Genomic DNA, 17,343 nt, shown 5'->3' with positions numbered 1-17,343 from the left:
GGCGGCGAACCGCGCGTTTTTAAATGCCCCGGTTCTGTCTCGTCCGTAACGGATGTAACAGAACCGGCGGATTCGCAATCCAAGGCCCAAACCGTTCCGAAGAGGTGGGCATACGCGGCCCGCAGGGGGTGGGTCGCGGCGAACCTCTCACGGGGGCATCATGCGCAAGCAGGCAATCATCGGCGTCGCGACCATGGCGCTGGCCATCGGCACCGTCGGCTATGTGGCGGCGAGCGACGGGGAGCAGGGGAGCGACTCCTCTTCGGCCGGCTCGGCGATCGAGGCCAAGGGCGGTGCCGGGGCGGGGCTGCCGGCGGTTTCGGGCGAGCGGCTCAGCGCCATTGGGCTCACCGACAACCAGCGGCTCGTCAAGTTCCGGGTCGACCAGCCCAGCCGCACCCTGCCGCTCGGCAAGGTGGACGGTCTCAAGGGCGACAGCAAGCTGGTCGGGATCGACTACCGCGTACAGAACAACAAGCTGTACGGCGTCGGCGACCGCGGCGGTATCTACACGATCCGCGAGATCGGCGCCAAGGCCACCAAGGTCTCGCAGCTGAGCGTGGCCCTGCAGGGCAACTCCTTCGGCGTCGACTTCAACCCGGCCGCGAACCGGCTGCGGGTCATCAGCGACACCGGCCAGAACCTCCGCCACAACATCGACGACCCGGCCGGCGCCCCGGCCGCGGGCACCACCGCGGTCGACGGCACGCTGACCAACCCGCCGGTTCCGCCCGCCACGACCGGGGCCACGGCTCAGGGGGTGACCGGAGCCGCGTACACGAACAACGACCTCGCCGCGGCGACCGCCACCACCCTCTTCGACGTGGACACGGCTCTCGACCAGATCTCCGTCCAGTCCCCGGCCAACGCGGGCAACCTCGCGCCCACCGGCAAGCTGGGCGTGGACGCCGGACCGAGCGCGGGCTTCGACATCTACACGTCGACCCGGTCCGGCTCGAACACCGCGTACGCCGTCCTGCGCGTCGACGGCAAGCAGCGGCTGTACCGGGCGGATCTGCTGAACGGCTCGGTGGCTCGTACCGGGACCTTCGATAGCGGCCGGGCGGTCGTGGACCTGGCGCTGCCGCTGCGACAGGGCTGAGCCGGCGACAGAAGGCTGAGGGCTGAGGGGCTTGAGGGCTGACACATGACAGCTGACAGATATTGAAATTTGTCAGCTGTCATGTCAGGGTGGGTGTACGCCCTCCTGGGGCACTCCCTCCGGACACCCAAGGAGTCCACATGCAAACCCGTTCCCTCGGATCCACCGGCCCTCAGGTCTCCGCCCTCGGTCTCGGCGCCATGGGCATGTCCGCGCTGTACGGCGACGCCGACCGCGCCGAGTCCATCGCGACCATCCATGCCGCCCTCGAAGCGGGCGTGACGCTGATCGACACCGGTGACTTCTACGGCATGGGCCACAACGAGATGCTGATCGGCGAGGCGCTGCGGACCGCGCCCGCCGCGCGGCGCGAACAGGCGCTCACCAGCGTGAAGTTCGGGGCGTTGCGCGACCCGGACGGCGGCTGGGCCGGTTACGACGGCCGGCCGGCCGCGGTGAAGAACTTCGCCGCGTACTCGTTGCAGCGGCTCGGCGTGGACCACATCGACGTGTACCGGATCGCGCGCGTCGACCCGGACGTCCCGATCGAGGAGACGGTGGGGGCGATCGCGGAACTGGTCGAGAAGGGGTACGTCCGGCACATCGGCCTGAGTGAGGTCGGCGCCGAGACGATCCGCCGGGCCGCCGCGACCGCGCCGATCGCGGACCTTCAGATCGAGTACTCGCTCATCTCGCGCGGCATCGAGGACAAGGTCCTGCCGGTCACCCGTGAGCTGGGGATCAGCATCACGGCGTACGGCGTGCTCTCCCGTGGGCTGATCTCCGGGCACTTCACCGCGGACCGGGAGCTGGCGCCGAACGACTTCCGCTCGTTCTCACCCCGCTTCCAGGGCGAGAACCTGAAGCACAACCTGGGCCTCGTCGAGGCGCTGCGGAAGATCGCCGAGCAGAAGGGCGTCAGTGTCGCGCAGATCGCGATCGCCTGGGTGCTGTCCCGCGGCGAGGACATCGTGCCGCTGATCGGCGCGCGGCGCCGGGACCGGCTCACGGAGGCGCTGGGCGCACTGGACGTCACGCTGGACGCCGCCGACCTGGCCGCGATCGAGGACGCCGTACCGCCCGGCGCCGCCGCGGGCGAACGCTACCCCGAGCAGCAGATGGCACACCTCGACAGCGAGCGCTGACGGTACCGCCAGGTACGGTCAACGACATGGCGACCACCGAGATCCTGACCGCCGAGCGCATCCTCGAAGCCACCGAGGAGGTGCTGCGTCGCCACGGCCCGGCCAAGGCCACCGTGGTGGATGTGGCCCGCGTGCTCGGCGTCAGCCACGGCAGCGTCTACCGGCACTTCCGTACGAAGGCGGCGCTGCGGGAGGCGGTGACCAAGCGGTGGCTGGACCGTACGACGGAGACGCTGTCCGGCATCCTCGCCGAGGGGGAACGGGACCCGGAGGCCCGGCTGCGCGAGTGGTTCGCCGCACTCTTCGCCGCCAAGCGCCGTAAGGCGGGGGACGATCCCGAGCTCTTCGCCACGTACAGGGTGCTGGCCGGCGAGAACGGCGAGGCGGTCGGCCGGCACCTCGCCGACCTGACCGGCCAGCTGACGGAGATCGTCCGGGCCGGTGTCGACGCCGGCGTCTTCACCACCGCCGACCCGGCGACCACCGCCCGCGCCCTCTTCCACGCCACCGGCCGCTTCCACGACCCCGCCTACGCCCCCGAATGGGAACAGCCGGGGATCGACGCGGAGTTCGAGGCGGTCATGGACCTGGTGCTACGAGGGCTGCGCGCCTGACCGGCTCTCACCAGGTGGGCATGATCGCCTCCGGGTAGCGGGACCCGGCCGCGCCCCGCGGCAGGATCTCCTGGACGCGGGCGAGGTCCTGCGGCGTGAGCGTGACATGTGCCGCCGCGACGTTCTCGGCCAGGCGCTGCGGGCTGCGGGTCCCCGGAATGGGCACGATGTCGTCGCCCTGGGCCAGCAGCCAGGCCAGCGCCAGCTGCGTGACCGTGATGCCCTTGGCGTCGGCTAGCGCGGTCAGCTCGCGGATGGCGGCCAGGTTCTTCTCGTAGTTGCCGGGCTGCCAGCGGTCGTCCCAGCTGCGCATGTCGTCTGCGGGGTATTCGGCGGCGGGCTTCACCGCGCCGGTGAGGAATCCACGGCCCAGCGGTGAGTACGGCACGAAGCCGATGCCCAACTCCCGTACCACAGGCAGCACTTCGGCCTCGACCGCCCGCTCGAACACCGAGTACTCGGTCTGCAGCACGGACACCGGGTGGACGGCGTGGGCGCGCCGCAGGATGTCGGGGCCCGCCTCGCTGAGCCCGAAGTACCGGACCTTGCCTTCGGCGATCAGCTCGCCGACGGTGCCCGCCACGTCCTCGATCGGTACGTCCGGGTCGACCCGGTGTTGGTACAGGACGTCGATGTGGTCGGTGCCGAGGTGGCGCAGGCTGTTCTCCGTGACCTCGCGGATGTGGTCCGGGCGGCTGTTCAGCGCGAAGCCCGCGCCGTTCTGCGGGACGCTCATGTCGAAGCCGAACTTGGTGGCGATGACGACGTCGTCGCGGAAGTCTTTCACGGCCCGGCCGAGCAGCTGCTCGTTGCTTCCGGTGCCCATGCCGTACAGCTCGGCGGTGTCGAAGAGGGTGACACCGAGTTCGTACGCCCGGCGGATGGTGGCGATGCCGCCGGGCTCGTCGCCGGCACCGTACGCCATGGTCATGCCCATCGTGCCGAGACCGATCGCCCTGGCCTGAAGTCCCTGCGTGCCGAGCTTGCGCGTCGGCAGGTTCCTGCTCTGGCTCTTGTCCTGCTGTTCCTGCTGTGTCATGCCGTCGACGCTATGAGCGCGGGCACCGCCGGGTCATGGGCCGGGGACCGCATAGGATTGCCTGATCCTCTCAGGACCCCGGCCCAGGAACAGCTACCCAGGGAGCGCTTCATGCTGGACGAGCTCGCGGCGGCCATCGCCCGGCACGGCGACGACTGGTGGTCCGACACCGCGGTGCCACGCCTTCGGCTGGTGAGGCTGGACGAGCCCATCACCCCCATCGACCTGCTGTACGAGCCGATGATCTGCTTCATCGTCGACGGCTCCAAGAGCAGTGTCGCGGGCGACCGGAGCTGGACGACCGGGAGCGGGGAGATGCTCTTCAACTCACTCGTGCTGCCGGTCACCTCCACGTTCCATCGGCTGCCGTACCGCTCAGCGGTGCTGCGCCTCGACGGCCCGACGCTCGCCGACCTCCTGCTGGAACTGGACGGCACGGACCCTCGCACGTTCCACGGGCCTGAACCCGCAGGGCAGATCACCGCACCGATGACCCCCGAGATCGTCGACGCGGTCACCCGATGGGTACGGCTGCTCGACACCCCGGACGACATCCGCCCCCTGGCGAACCGAATCGAGGGCGAGATCCTCTACCGCCTGCTCGGCAGTCCCCTCGGCCCGACCCTGCGTCACTTCACGCTTGCAGACACCGCCGCCGCCCGGGTCCGCACGGCGGCCAGGTGGATCTGCGCCCACTTCACCGAGCCGCTCAGCATCGAAACGATCGCCGCGGTGGCCCACATGAGCACCGCCACCCTCCACCGCCACTTCAAGGCGGCCACCGGCATGAGCCCGCTGCGCTTCCAGAAACACCTGCGGCTTCAGGAGGCCCGCCGTCGTCTCCTCACTGACGACACCACGGCGGCCCTGGTCGCCGAAGCGGTCGGCTACGTCAGCGCGACCCAGTTCAACCGCGAGTACCGAAGGGCGTACGGACTGCCGCCCGCCCAGGACGCGGCCCGGCTGCGCGGCCGGCTGGTGAACGCCGGGCGGGCACGGTAGGAATCGGCTCCCTATCCCTCCGACGGATTCACCGTCGCCTGATGCGCCTCCGCGAGGTGTTCCTCCGCCTTCAGCCAGGGCAGGAACTGGGCGCCTTTCCGCCAGCCGCACGTATCGCATCTGATGGTGCGCTGCATGCCCGCGCGTTGGACCCGTACGACGTGTTCGCGGCCGTGCTGGTCCCAGCGGCTGACCTTGCTCGTGTTGATCTGCAGCATGACGAACTCCTCCTGTGGGGTGGCTCGCAGAAGGAGTGTGCAGCAAGACCAACATCAACAGGGGTACTTGTGACGAGAGTTGGCCCATGCGAGAGGGCAGGCGCATCATGCCAGTACGTCCGCCTGCTCCTTGACCTCCGCCGACTCCAGCCGCTCCGCGGTGCGTTCGGCGGTCCGGCGGGCCCAGCGGCCGCTCGTCAGGGCGCCGACGAGCAGGACCGAGAGGCCGCAGGCCGCGATGATCCACCAGCCTGGGCGGGCGGCCGAGACGAAGACCTCGCGGTACGGGGACGAGCCCACGCCCGAGGCCAGTACCGCGCCGATCACGGCGACGCCCAGCGTCTGGCCGATCTGGCGGCTGGTGGAGGCGACCGCGGCGGCGACACCGGCCTGGGCGCGGGGCATGCCCGAGACGGCGGTGTTGGTGATGGGGGCGTTGACGAAGCCGAAGCCGAGGCCGAAGAGGACGTATCCGATGACGAGCGTCACGTTCGACGTCTCGGCCTCGAAGGCGGCGAAGAGCACCCCGCTCGCGGTCATCGCCACTCCGGCGACGAGGAGGGAGAGGCGGGGGCCGCGGCTGCCGACCAGGCGCCCGGACAGCGGGGCGCAGACGAAGGTCAGGGCGGCCATGGGGAGCATCCACAGGCCCGCGTTCAGGGCGCTGAGCCCGCGTACGTTCTGCAGATAGAGCGTCGAGAGGAAGAGGAAGCCGCCGAGCGCCGCGAACGCGCTGATCGCCACGACCGTGGCCCCGCTGAACGGCGCCGAACGGAAGAAGCGCAGGTCGATGAGGGGTTCGGCGCGGCGGGGCTCGTACCACAGGAGGGTGAGCAGGGCGGCAAGCGCCAGGGCGCCGAAGGCGATGATCTTGAGGGCGGCCGAGTTGGGGGCCTCGATGATCGCGTACGTCAGGGAGCCGAGCAGCGCGATCACCAGGAGCTGGCCGACCGGGTCGGGGCGGCGGGCCTTCGGGGCGCGGGACTCGGGGACGTACCGGAAGGTGAGCAGGAGTGCGGCCAGGCCCACCGGGAGGTTGAGCCAGAAGATCGACCGCCAGCCGACCGAGTCCACGAGGAGGCCGCCGACCAGAGGGCCGGCCGCCATCGATATGCCGACGACACCGCCCCACACCCCGATCGCGCGGGCGCGCTCGCGCGGTTCCGTGAACGTGTTGGTGATGATCGACATCGCGACCGGGTTGAGCATCGAACCGCCCACCGCCTGCACCATCCGGAAGGCGATGAGCGATTCGAGGTTCGGCGCGAGGGAACACAGCACCGAGCCGATCGTGAAGACGACCAGGCCCGCCATGAAGACCCGCTTGCGGCCGATACGGTCGGCCGTCGAGCCCGCGAGCATCAGCAGCGAGGCGAGCACCAGCGTGTACGCGTCGATCGTCCACTGGAGGCCGGCCGTACTCGCGTGCAGTTCCCTCTGCATCGAGGGCAGCGCGACGTTCAGCACGGTGTTGTCGAGGCTCACGATCAGCAAGCTCATGCAGCAGATCGCGAGGACCAGCATACGTCGGCGATGGCTGAGCTCGGGCATTCCACCAGGGTACGCCGATATCGGTAGTGCGCCTAACTAACGACCGCGGTCGGTCGCCGAAAGGCCGTGGCTCGTGCCCGTCGGCGTACGGGACAATAGGTCGTATGCCCACGCCCACACCTCTCGTGAACTCCCCGCTGTCGATCGGCCCGCACCCGGTGCGGCCGCCCGTCGTCCTCGCCCCCATGGCCGGGATCACGAACGCGCCGTTCCGCACCCTGTGCAGGGAGTTCAGCGGCGGCAAGGGCTTGTTCGTCAGCGAGATGATCACAACGCGGGCGCTGGTCGAGCGCAACGAGAAGACCATGCAGCTGATCCACTTCGACGCCTCGGAGACTCCGCGCTCGATCCAGCTGTACGGGGTCGAGCCGGCGACCGTCGGCAAGGCCGTCCGCATGATCGCGGAGGAGGACCTCGCCGACCACATCGACCTCAACTTCGGCTGCCCGGTACCGAAGGTGACACGCAAGGGCGGCGGCTCGGCCCTCCCGTACAAGCGCCATCTGCTGCGCGCGATCCTGCGTGAGGCGGTGAGCGGCGCCGGGGACCTGCCGGTCACGATGAAGATGCGCAAGGGGATCGACGACGACCACATCACGTACCTGGACGCCGGCCGGATCGCCGTGGAGGAGGGCGTGACGGCGATCGCCCTCCACGGCAGGACGGCCGCGCAGCACTACGGCGGTACGGCGGACTGGGACGCGATCGCCCGCCTCAAGGAGCATGTGCCGGAGATCCCGGTCCTCGGCAACGGCGACATCTGGTCGGCGGATGACGCGCTGCGGATGGTACGGGTGACTGGTTGCGACGGGGTGGTGGTCGGCCGGGGTTGCCTTGGGCGGCCGTGGCTGTTCTCGGACTTGGTGGCGGCGTTCGAGGGGCGCGCTGCGGATTACGCCCGTCCGACGCTGCGTGAGGTGGCGGCCGTCATGGTCCGCCACGCCACGCTGCTCGGCGAGTGGATCGGCGACGAGACGCGCGGCGTCATCGACTTCCGCAAGCATGTGGCCTGGTACCTGAAGGGTTTCGCAGTCGGCTCCGAGATGCGCAAGCGCCTGGCGATCACGTCGTCACTGGCCGAACTCCGTTCCGGGCTCGACGAGTTGGATCTTGACCAGCCGTGGCCGACGGGCGCGGACGGGCCCCGCGGCCGTACGTCCGGCAACAACAGGGTTGTTCTGCCGGACGGTTGGCTGAAGGACCCGTACGACTGCGCGGGAGTCGGCGAGGACGCGGAGTTGGACACGTCCGGGGGTTGAGTGTTCGCTGCGGGTGCGTGAGGGCTGGTCGCGCAGTTCCCCGCGCCCATTGCCGGATGGGGTTGCAGGCGGTGGTGCCGGGCCCAGGTGCTCGCGCCGCGCGTGCAGCGGCGCAAGCGGTCGAGTGAACGCCGCCGCTGTGAACAACGGCGGCGCCCAATTCCGAGCCGCGTCCTCCCCTCGCCAGGGACGCGGACCGAACGGTCCCGAATGTTCACGCCGGGGACCGGGCGGTGGATCAGCTGTTCGTCAGTTACAGCTGATCCGCGCCCCGGTTTCCATGCTGTAGTTCGCCCACGCCATCGCATCCCGCGTATTGGGGCCGTAATCGCCGTCCGCCCGGACACCCACCTTCCTCTGAACGGATTTGAGCGCCGACTCGGTGAGATCTCCGAAGTCCCCATCCGTTGCCAGCCTGTATCCGTAGCAGGAATTCAGGTTCTTCTGAAGGGCGCGGACTGCCGTGTTGCTCATCCCCCAGTCCAGCCAGCAATTGGGCGAATTGCCGACGTAAGGGACGTATTTGTAAGAGGTGGGGTTTGTGACTTTGTTGTGAAGAGTCGCCCCGTAGCTGCAAGGGAGGTAGTCAGCCGCGGTCGCGGACGGCGCGCCGACGAGAGCGCCGCCGAGGAGACTGGCCAGAAGGGCCCCCACGGCCGTAGCCGACTTGGCGCGCCCGCTTCGGATTTTGATCAATTCTGCTCCACCTTCCGATTGTCGGGCGGATAGCCCGAGTTCCTGCAGGACGGGATTGCGGGTGCGACTGAAGCAGCGTGAACTCATAGGATCACTGGTTTGATCCGGGATGCCCCTGCCGGTGTCGGCTGCCCGGGTCATGAGTGGAAAAGTGAAAGTGAGGTCATGCGCGCCCGCCACGGCCGGTGTCAGCCCCGTACGACGGGCACAGTAGCCCGGCCCGGTCGCTGAGTGTGCCGGTCGTTTGCCCCACAAGGAACGGCCGCCGCACCCACCGGAATACGCGCAAGGCAGCGGACGAGACCGCCTCTCGTACACAGCCGTGACCTTTGAGTTCGACTGCCGCTACAGAACTCGGGCAGCTCAGTTGTCGTTCGGCAGCCGGCATCAGAAGGCCGACCCCGACGCCTTCATCGCACCGAGGCCGGAGGCGAACGGGCGCTCTTCCTTGATCGTCGGTCAACTATCCTTGTTCTATGCGGCATGGGGGATACGAGGGGAACAGGGATGGAGCCGCTGAGCCGATAGACGGCCCAAGGTCCAGCGAGCGCCTGTTGATCCTGACCCTCGAGCGGTACGGGGTGTGGCTCCGGTTCACCGTGGTTTGCCTGTGCAGTGCGCTGGGCGTCGTCTCGGCGGATGTGGCGGAGGTTCCCCTGGCGATGTCTCTGCTGGTGCCCGCTTTCCTCGCCTGCGGTGTGCGCCTTTACGCGCTGCGCCGCCCGCTCCCGTTCGCCCTGCTGTGGACGTTGGACGCGGCCGTGCTGGTGCTGACGGGACTGTCTCAGCCGGTGCTCGGCGGCGACGGCGCGGATGTGATGGTGGAGGCGATTGTCGGCATCTGCGTCATCACTTTCCAGCACGAGTGGGGGACGCGCCCCGTGGCCGGGGTTGCCCTGGCCGCGTTGGGGGCTGTCGTCTGCGCGCTGGGCGACATTCTCTCCTCGCCCGGGCACAGCCCCGAGTTGGTACCTCTGGTGCGCATGTTTGTCCTGGCGGGCCTGTCGAGGGCCGCTTACCTCATGGTTCGGGCGCGGGCCAGGGCGGCTGACCGGGCGGCCACGGTCAGGGCGGCGTCTCGCCGGGAGGCCGATGTCGCCGCGGCACGGAGAGCAGCCGAGCGCGAGTACCTGGCGACCCTGCACGATACGGCGAGCGCGACGCTGCTGATGGTCTCCCAGGGCGACGGCCGGGACTGGTCGTGGCTGCCTGCACGTGCCAGACAGGATCTGGAGGCATTGTCCGCCATGCCCGGATTCGGGACGGAGAGCGTCGACCTCGCGGCGCTTCTCGGCTGCGTGCCCGAGGGTGAGGGTCAGGCCAGGGTGCGGCTCAAGATGCTCATCGAGGGCCCGCTCGCGATTCCGTCCGGCCCTGGGCTTGCGATATTCAACGGGGTCCGGGAGGCCGTCACCAATGTGGCACGCCATGCCGGGGTGCGGGAGGCGGAGCTCAGGGCATGGGCGGAGGAGGACGGCGCCGTCGTCGAACTGTCCGACGCGGGACGGGGCTTCGACCCGGAATCCGTCCCCGCGCGGCGCCGGGGCATCTCCGGTTCCATCATCGGCAGGATGCACGCGGTCGGAGGCTCCGCCACGGTCACCTCACATCCGGGCACCGGGACCCGCGTGCAGTGGCGCTGGCACGGCCGGGCCCGTGCCTCGAAGGCAGGGGACGGAGCGCAGGTGACGGGCGTACCGCGTCCGCCCCGCGCCCAGGCACAGCACACGGCTGTCGTCCGCCTCATCCGCGGGCAGCTGCTTTACGGGGCCCAACTGGCCGCGCTGCTGATCAGCCTGCTGTCGCAGTTCACCATCTCGCTGCACCAGCTCACGGCCTACCAGGGCGTGTACCGCCCCGCGTGGGCACAGACAGCGGCCTTCGTCTGCCTCGCCGCCGTCGCGGTGAACGGGGCCGCCTATCTGCTACGCGGTAGGCAGATCCCGCCGCGGGTGCGCTGGTGGAGCTTGGGCGCGGTGCTGACCGTTTCGGCGACAGGCGCGTTCACACTCCCGCCGGAGCGGTTGGCAGGGGCGGAGGACTGGGCGTTCGGACTGGTCGGCTGGCATGCGCTGTTCCTGCTGGCAGACCTGCGGGTCAGGGTGTTCGCGGCATTCCTCGGGGCGCATATCGGGCTCAACGCGACCGCTGTGTTCCTGTCGGGGGCGCCAACCGCCGCGGAGTCGGCCGTCATAGGGATCACCACGATCTCCGTCTGCGGCTTCCAGTTCTCCGTCGGTGTACTACTGACGCACCTGCTCCACGGTACGGCGCCGGCAGCGGGGACCGCGGCCGCACAGGAGGAGGAACTGCGTACCCGGGAACGCATCCACGAGGACATGCAGCGTGATCACAAGGAGCGCTACCGCGCCCTGACGGCGACGACAGTGCCGCTGCTCGTGGGCCTTGGCCACGGCGTGCTGAGCCCGCATGACGAGGAGGTCAGGCTGCGGTGCGGCGTGGAGGCCGCCCGTATGCGCCGCCTGTTCGCGGAGAGCGATGCCGTCTTGGACCCGCTGCTGAACGAGTTGCGAGCGTGTGTTGAGGTGGCCGAACACCAGGGGGTGACGGTGAGTTTGGCCGTACGAGGCCGGCGGAGTGAGGTGCCTGTGGAGGTACGCAGGGAGCTGGTCGACCCGGTGGCGGTGATTCTGGGCCGTACCCGCTCGACCGCGCGGGTGACTGTCGTGTGGACCCCCCGCGCGGTCCGGGTGAGCGTGGTCAGCGAGGACTGCGTCGGCGGCCGTGGCACGGCAAAGGCCGCTCAAGCGCACGGCCGTGCCACGGACGCCAAGGTGACCGTGGCCCGAACGACGCGCGGCGAAAGTGTGTGGGTGGAGGCTGGCTGGAGAAGACCGGCGGCCTCCGGAGTTGACCTGACATGAGTGACAACGCACCAGTCAGCGTGGTCGTCGTTGACGACCATCCCGCCATCCTCTCAGGCGTAGAGGCGTGGTACGCCGCATCGCGGCGGCCCATCACCGTGGTCGCGGCTGGCGGCTCCATACAGGAAGCCTGGACCGCGCCGGGCAGCACGGCCGATGTCGTCGTCCTGGATCTGCAACTGGGCGAGGGCGGCCTCGCCTTCGGCAGCCTTCGAAGACTCGTCGACGCCGGGCGGCAGGTGGTCGTCTATTCGATGCGGGATGACGAGAAGACAGCGCTCAGCTGCCTGGACCTGGGAGCCGCGACCTTTCTGACCAAGAGCGAGGGCCGAGAGCACCTGGTCGAGGCGACGCTGGCGGCAGCCGATGAGCGGCCCTACATGCCGCCCGCGCTGGCCGGCGCGCTGGGAACGAACACCCGCGCCGACCGCCCCCAGCTCTCCACGCGCGAGGAGAACGTGCTCATCGAGTGGTTCCAGTCGGAGTCGAAGGAGTTGGTCGCGCAGCGTCTCGGCATCTCCGTACGGACGGTCAACTCGTACCTGGACCGGGTGCGGATCAAGTACGCGAACGTCGGCCGCCCCGCGCGGACCAAGGCAAGCCTGGTGGCCCGCGCCATCCAGGACGGGCTGGTCGACGTGGACGACCTCTGAGCGCGGGCAAGAAGACGGCCCTTTGTCCACTCGGCAAAGCGCCGATGGGCCGTCGCTCCCGGCGGCCCGAACGACGCGGACGGCAAGCCACAAACGACCCGCACTCGCGAACCGACATATAGCCCCGAGCTCTTAGGCGCCCCCAACAGCCGTCAGCAACGCCAATGGAGCCGCCGCCGACCGGGATTCCCGCACGCACGCATGCGGATAAGGCACCGGCTCCCCGTGACTGTCGCGGCCGTAGCCCGCAAGGACCTCCGGCAGCCGATGACCCGCGGCCGTCGCCGCGTCCACCAGCGCATGCGCGACCGTCCGGGCCTCGTCATGGAGCCCGTACCTCGACAACCCCAGCGTGATCAACGCGTTGTCGTGGGGCCAGACCGACCCCCGGTGGTACGACAGCGGGTGGTACGCCGGCTGTCCGGAGGCCACCGTCCGCACCCCCCACCCGGAGAAGAAGTCCGGCTCCAGCAACCGCCGCCCCACCAACTCCCCGTACTCCTTGTCCAACAACCCCGACCACAGCAGATGCCCGGCGTCGGAGGCGAGTGCGTCCACGTGGTTGCCGTCGCCGTCCAACGCCAGCGCGGGGAAGGCGCGTTCGGGCATCCAGAAGTCCCGCTGGAAGCGGTCGCGGAGGTCGCCGGCCGCCTGCTCCAGCAGCGCCGCGTACACCTCGTCCTCCCATACCGTGCGCGACAGGTGCGCGGTGCGGCGCAGGGCGTCGTACGCGTACCCCTGTGCACCCGCGGCCATCACCGGGCCGGTGGCACGGCTGCCGTCGGCGGAGCAGATGGCGCCGGGGGAGTCCTTCCAGTTCTGGTTGGCGAGGCCGCCCTCGTCGGCGCGGTAGACGAGGTAGCCGCGCGAGGTGAGGCCGCCGTGGTCCAGCATCCAGCCGATCGCGGCGCGGGCGTGGGGCTCGAGACGGCGGGCCGTCGCGACATCGCCGGTCTGCTCGACGTACGCGCCGAGCAGCACCAGGAACAGCGGCGTGGCGTCGACCGAGCCGTAGTAACGCCCGTACGGCACCTGCCCGAAGTGCGCCAGCTCCCCGTGCCGTACCTCGTGCACGATCTTGCCCGGCTGGGCCACCGCGCCGGTGCCGGTCGCGGTCGCCTGGGCCGCGGCGAGCGCGGGCAGGGTGGCGGCGGCGAGCTGGGGGCGGTAGGGGAGGGCGAAGAGGGAGGTGAGGAGCGCGTCCCGGCCGAGCAGCGTCAGGAACCAGGGGACTCCGGCCGCCGGGACGCGAAGTTCCTCTCCGTCGGGGCCCGTTGCCGGGACCTGGAGGACGGCCAGGTCGGCGAGGCCCCGCTCGCAGGCCGCGGCCAGCTCCGGCCAGCCTGTCGGGAAGGGCACGCCCTCGGTGAACTCGTCCTCCAGCGCGCGGACTTGCTCGTTCACGGCGGACGGGGAGGCGGGCACCTCCGGGTGCGGCGTGCCGTGCGGGCGGGCCGCGACCCGGAGGGCCAGCTCGGCCGAACCGTGCGGTTCGAGGTCGAGGGCCCAGACCAGGCGGCGGGCGCCCGTTCCGGTCTCCTCGACGCCGTCCGGCGCGGGCTCGGCGGTGACCGTCGTACAGGAACGCCATTCGCCGCGCCGGTAGCTGAACTCCACGCCGTCGTCGAGGATCTGGCGGGAGCGGACGGCACCGATCTTGGTGTACGTACGGTGGTCGGAGCGCAGCTCGAACTGGTCCGAGAAGTCGGCGTCCACGGTGACCGCGATCCGGACCGTCGTCGGCACCGGGCGGTTGCTGGTGACGCGCAGCGCCTCGACGAACGCGCCGTCCGCGACGGCCTGTTCACGGAAGAGGGTGTACGCGGGCGGCTCCTGGCGGCCACCGCGCGGTACGAGGACGCAGCGCGCCGAGTCGCCGTCCGCGACGGGCGACAGTGCCTCGGGCACCGCGCCGTCGACGGTCAGCTGCCAGCGGCTCAGATGCCGGGCGTCGCGTACGAACAGCCCGTCCGGGGAGCCGCTGCCGCGCACTCCGCTGATGTCCCCGCCGTCACCCACGGCCGCGAACGTCCCACCGTGCACGAGCAAATGCTGCCGGTCCGTCATCCCTGGTCCCCTCCCTTGGCACCCTGGCCGATCTCTTCGCTTGCGTGCTGCGCCGCGCCCTGTGTCGTGGTGTGTGCCGGGGCCGGCGGCTCGTGCTGGTGGTCGTGGTCGTGCAGCAGGTCGAGTGTCAGTGCGGCGGTCCAGCTGAAGCCGAGCGCTCCGCAGGCCTCGCCGCTGTACGGGGTCACGTACTCCGCGAAGCCGGACTCGCCCGCCGTGTCGAGCAGCGCGCCCCGCAGACTGTCTGCGAGGGCCTGCTCGCCGTGCAGCCTGAGGCCGCGCTCCAGCATCCAGTTGGTGTTGAACCAGGCCGGGCCCCGCCAGTACCGGTGCGGATCGAAGGCCTCGCCGGTCAGGTCGTAGCTCGGCACGAGCCGGGTGGCGCCGCCGAGCCCGAAGTGCGGGCCGCGCAGGGTCCGTACGAGACTGTCGGCGACGTCGCGGGGCAGGGCGGGCAGGAGCAGCGGGACGAGTCCGGCCACGCCGCGCTCGGGGATGAGTTCCCCGGTCCGTACGTCCCGGCAGAAGAACATGCCCTCCGCCGGGTCCCACAGCCGCTCCACCAGCGTCGCCGTCAGCCGCTCCGCCCGCGCGCGGCGGGCCGTGGCCGTGGCGCCCAGCTCGTGGGCGATCCGGGCCAGTGCGTACTCGGAGGCGATCAGGAGTGCGTTGAACGCCGGGTCCTCGACCGCGAACTCTCCTTCTCCATCGGCATATCCACGGTCTCGGTAGTCGCTCGCCAGCGCCACATACCGCCCGTAGTCCAGATCCGTCGGCCGGTCCGAGGCGGCCCCGTGGTCGAGGTCGGCGCGGCGGAAGGTGCGGGGCGGGGCGGGCGTGACGCGGCTGAGCGGGGCGTCCCAGGACGGGGCGTTGTCCATCCCCTGCTCCCACGGGTGGACCACGGAGGCCAGGCCCCCGCCGCCCAGGTCCCGGCGGTGCAGCAGATAGCGGTGCCAGGCCGCGAGGCGCGGATAGAGGCGGGACAGGAAGCCGCGGGCCCGTGACAGGCCCGGGTCGGCGGCATGGACCAGCCAGGCGGCGAGCGCGTGCACCGGTGGTTGCACGATGCCCGACGTCTGTACGGTGCGCGGGGCGCCCGCGGCGCGTCCCGCGGTGGAGGAGCGCCAGAAGTCGGGGCTCGGGAAGTACGCGTCGAGCGGGACGGAGGGGTTGAAGACGATGTGCGGAATCCGGCCGTCGCCCCACTGTGCGTCCAGTAGCGTTTCCAGCTCGACCTGTGCCCTGAGCGGCGACAGATGGCGCAGCCCGATCGCGATGAACGCCGAGTCCCAGGACCACTGGTGGGGGTACAGGCCGCGCGAGGGCACCGTGGACGTCCCGGTCCAGTTGTCGTGCAGGACTCGCGCGGCCCTCAGGTGCAGCGAGTGCGAGGCGGGGCCCGGATCGTATACGGCTGCCCCGGAATGGCCGATCTCACCCTGGCCGGAAAATGGAGGTGAGGCCGAGGTGCGTACGGGCTCCGGATGTCCGGTGCGGCGGGCTGTGAGCTGGGTCGAGCGGTTCACTCGGGTCTCCACGAAGACGTATGTCCGGCCAGTTCGGCTGTAGCTACCGTAGGGTTACGTCTATTTAACACGCAAAACTCAATATGTAATGCAGAGTTGAGGAACGCAAGAGGGTGTGCATGACCGAGAACGCCGGGAGGACCGGTATGGCAGGACGGGCCGCAAGGGCGGGAGGCCAGGCGAGCGCCGGCGAGCTGCTGGCGCTGGTGCGCAGCGGGCGCGCCACCACGCGCGGCGCCTTGCAGCAGGTCACTGGCCTGTCCCGGGCCACGGTCGGCCAGCGCCTGGACCGGCTCTTCCGGGCGGGCTGGCTGCGCGAGGGCGCCGCGGGCCCGGTGGACTCGCCGCTCGGCGGCCGGCCCTCGGTCCGACTTGAGTTCGACGATTCCCACGCCGTCGTCCTCGCCGCCGACCTCGACACCCGGCACGCGCGCACCGCGGTCCTCTCGCTCACCGGCGAGCTGCTGGCCGAGCACACGGGGTCGCTGCTCATCGAGGACGGCCCGGACGTGGTGCTCGGCGAACTCGGCCGCTGGTTCGGCGAGCTGCTGGAGAAGGCGGGGCACCGGGCGCACGAGGTGTGCGGGATCGGGCTGTCCGTGCCCGGACCGGTCGACAGCGACACCGGCCGGGTCGTCCAGCCGCCGATCATGCCCGGCTGGGACGGCTACGACATAAGGACCCGGCTGACCCGCGCCTTCGCCGAGCACACCGGCGCCACGGAGGTCCCGGTCCTTGTGGACAACGACGCCAACCTCATGGCGTACGGCGAACAGCGCACCGGCTACCCGGACTGCTCGGCCTTCGTTCTGATCAAGGTCTCCACCGGTATCGGTGCGGGTGTCGTCGTCGGCGGAACGATCTACCGGGGCATAGACGGAGGCGCCGGGGACATCGGGCACATACGGGTCCCGGAGGGCGCCGACGCCTTGTGCAAGTGCGGTTCGTACGGCTGTCTCGCCGCCGTCGCCAGTGGCGGTGCCGTGGCGCGGCGGCTCGCGGAGACCGGGGTGCCGGCGGCCTCCGGCTCGGATGTGCGGGATCTGCTGACCGCCGGGCATCCGGGGGCGGCGGCGCTCGCGCGGGACGCCGGGCGGCTGGTCGGTGACGTACTGGCGACCGTGGTGACGCTGCTCAACCCCGGGGTGCTGATGATCGCCGGGGATCTGGCCGGCACTCCGTTCCTCACGGGCGTACGCGAGCTGCTCTACCAGCGCGCCCTGCCCCGCTCCACCGCCCACCTGGACGTGGTCACCTCACGGCTCGGCGATCGGGCGGGCCTGGTGGGGGCTGGGCTGCTGGTGGTGGAGCACCTGTACGCGCCGGAGCGGGCGGAGGAGCGGCTGCTGGCGATGGGCGTGTGAGACGGCCGGGGCGCGGGGTGGCGTGGGTAGGTGCGTGGCGTGGGTGCGGATCGGTGTGTGACATCCGCGTTACGGTCCGCGTACGCGTCCGCATGGTGAAATCTGGCCGCTCTAATCGGCGTGATTCTTGCCACCCTTGATAAGGGTTGCGCTCAGATGAGCGGATCTTGAGCAACTGCACTTCTCCAAAGGGTGGCACTGAGTGCCACCCTTTGATCG

14 protein-coding genes are annotated in these 17,343 nt (G+C 70.3%); 8 read left to right on the top strand and 6 right to left on the bottom strand.

The genetic code is table 11. The annotated features are described in order from the left end of the window. The first annotated feature begins 160 nt into the window (after positions 1-160). The 3 genes from ACYVO6_RS29555 to ACYVO6_RS29545 all read left to right on the top strand — a co-directional run bounded on the left by ACYVO6_RS29555 (position 161) and on the right by ACYVO6_RS29545 (position 2,861). Positions 161-1,102, top strand: coding sequence for a DUF4394 domain-containing protein (locus ACYVO6_RS29555; protein ID WP_461066432.1), 942 nt, complete (start codon positions 161-163; stop codon positions 1,100-1,102). A 140-nt stretch (positions 1,103-1,242) separates the two neighbouring features. Beyond that, positions 1,243-2,247: an aldo/keto reductase gene (locus ACYVO6_RS29550; protein WP_461066430.1), complete on the top strand. Its 1,005-nt coding sequence runs from the start codon at positions 1,243-1,245 to the stop codon at positions 2,245-2,247. A gap of 26 nt (positions 2,248-2,273) precedes the next feature. After that, positions 2,274-2,861, top strand: a complete 588-nt coding sequence (locus ACYVO6_RS29545; protein ID WP_461066428.1) for a TetR family transcriptional regulator — start codon at positions 2,274-2,276, stop codon at positions 2,859-2,861. 7 nt (positions 2,862-2,868) lie between these two features. Here ACYVO6_RS29545 and ACYVO6_RS29540 read toward each other — a convergent pair whose 3' ends face one another. Next, positions 2,869-3,900, bottom strand: coding sequence for an aldo/keto reductase (locus ACYVO6_RS29540; protein ID WP_461066426.1), 1,032 nt, complete (start codon positions 3,898-3,900; stop codon positions 2,869-2,871). A gap of 111 nt (positions 3,901-4,011) precedes the next feature. On the opposite strand from ACYVO6_RS29540, the gene ACYVO6_RS29535 reads away from it, so the two are divergent. Beyond that, positions 4,012-4,902: an AraC family transcriptional regulator gene (locus tag ACYVO6_RS29535; protein WP_461066424.1), complete on the top strand. Its 891-nt coding sequence runs from the start codon at positions 4,012-4,014 to the stop codon at positions 4,900-4,902. 11 nt (positions 4,903-4,913) lie between these two features. On the opposite strand, the gene ACYVO6_RS29530 is transcribed toward ACYVO6_RS29535, so the two are convergent. Next, positions 4,914-5,120, bottom strand: coding sequence for a hypothetical protein (locus tag ACYVO6_RS29530; RefSeq protein ID WP_033320872.1), 207 nt, complete (start codon positions 5,118-5,120; stop codon positions 4,914-4,916). Between the two features lie 105 nt (positions 5,121-5,225). Then, complete coding sequence (locus ACYVO6_RS29525; protein WP_461066422.1) at positions 5,226-6,671, bottom strand: MFS transporter; 1,446 nt, start codon at positions 6,669-6,671, stop codon at positions 5,226-5,228. 104 nt (positions 6,672-6,775) lie between these two features. On the opposite strand from ACYVO6_RS29525, the gene dusB reads away from it, so the two are divergent. After that, positions 6,776-7,930 carry a tRNA dihydrouridine synthase DusB gene (gene dusB, locus ACYVO6_RS29520; protein WP_461066420.1) on the top strand — a complete coding sequence of 385 codons (1,155 nt, stop codon included), beginning with the start codon at positions 6,776-6,778 and terminating at the stop codon, positions 7,928-7,930. 249 nt (positions 7,931-8,179) lie between these two features. Here dusB and ACYVO6_RS29515 read toward each other — a convergent pair whose 3' ends face one another. Then, entirely contained in the window at positions 8,180-8,767 is a 588-nt protein-coding gene (locus tag ACYVO6_RS29515; RefSeq protein WP_461066418.1) for a peptidoglycan-binding domain-containing protein, read from the bottom strand. 413 nt (positions 8,768-9,180) lie between these two features. On the opposite strand from ACYVO6_RS29515, the gene ACYVO6_RS29510 reads away from it, so the two are divergent. After that, the gene (locus tag ACYVO6_RS29510) at positions 9,181-11,511 is read left to right on the top strand and encodes a sensor histidine kinase (RefSeq protein ID WP_461066416.1); all 2,331 of its coding nucleotides are present in this window, start codon (positions 9,181-9,183) and stop codon (positions 11,509-11,511) included. After that, positions 11,508-12,164, top strand: a complete 657-nt coding sequence (locus tag ACYVO6_RS29505; RefSeq protein ID WP_461066414.1) for a response regulator transcription factor — start codon at positions 11,508-11,510, stop codon at positions 12,162-12,164. Before ACYVO6_RS29510 ends, ACYVO6_RS29505 begins: the two co-directional genes overlap by 4 nt. Before the next feature lie 132 nt (positions 12,165-12,296). Here ACYVO6_RS29505 and ACYVO6_RS29500 read toward each other — a convergent pair whose 3' ends face one another. Together ACYVO6_RS29500 and ACYVO6_RS29495 are read right to left on the bottom strand one after the other, a co-directional pair. Further along, positions 12,297-14,231: an amylo-alpha-1,6-glucosidase gene (locus tag ACYVO6_RS29500; protein ID WP_461066412.1), complete on the bottom strand. Its 1,935-nt coding sequence runs from the start codon at positions 14,229-14,231 to the stop codon at positions 12,297-12,299. Next, positions 14,228-15,760, bottom strand: a complete 1,533-nt coding sequence (locus tag ACYVO6_RS29495) for an MGH1-like glycoside hydrolase domain-containing protein (protein WP_461066410.1) — start codon at positions 15,758-15,760, stop codon at positions 14,228-14,230. Before ACYVO6_RS29495 ends, ACYVO6_RS29500 begins: the two co-directional genes overlap by 4 nt. A gap of 119 nt (positions 15,761-15,879) precedes the next feature. Between ACYVO6_RS29495 and ACYVO6_RS29490 the strand changes: the two genes are divergently transcribed. Next, entirely contained in the window at positions 15,880-17,124 is a 1,245-nt protein-coding gene (locus tag ACYVO6_RS29490) for an ROK family protein (RefSeq protein WP_461066408.1), read from the top strand. The last annotated feature ends 219 nt before the right edge of the window (positions 17,125-17,343 follow it).

The sequence above is a fragment of the Streptomyces pseudoechinosporeus genome (assembly GCF_054783935.1).
The sequence above is the reverse complement of the archived record's forward strand: the minus strand, read 5'-3'. Positions and strand labels throughout refer to the sequence as shown.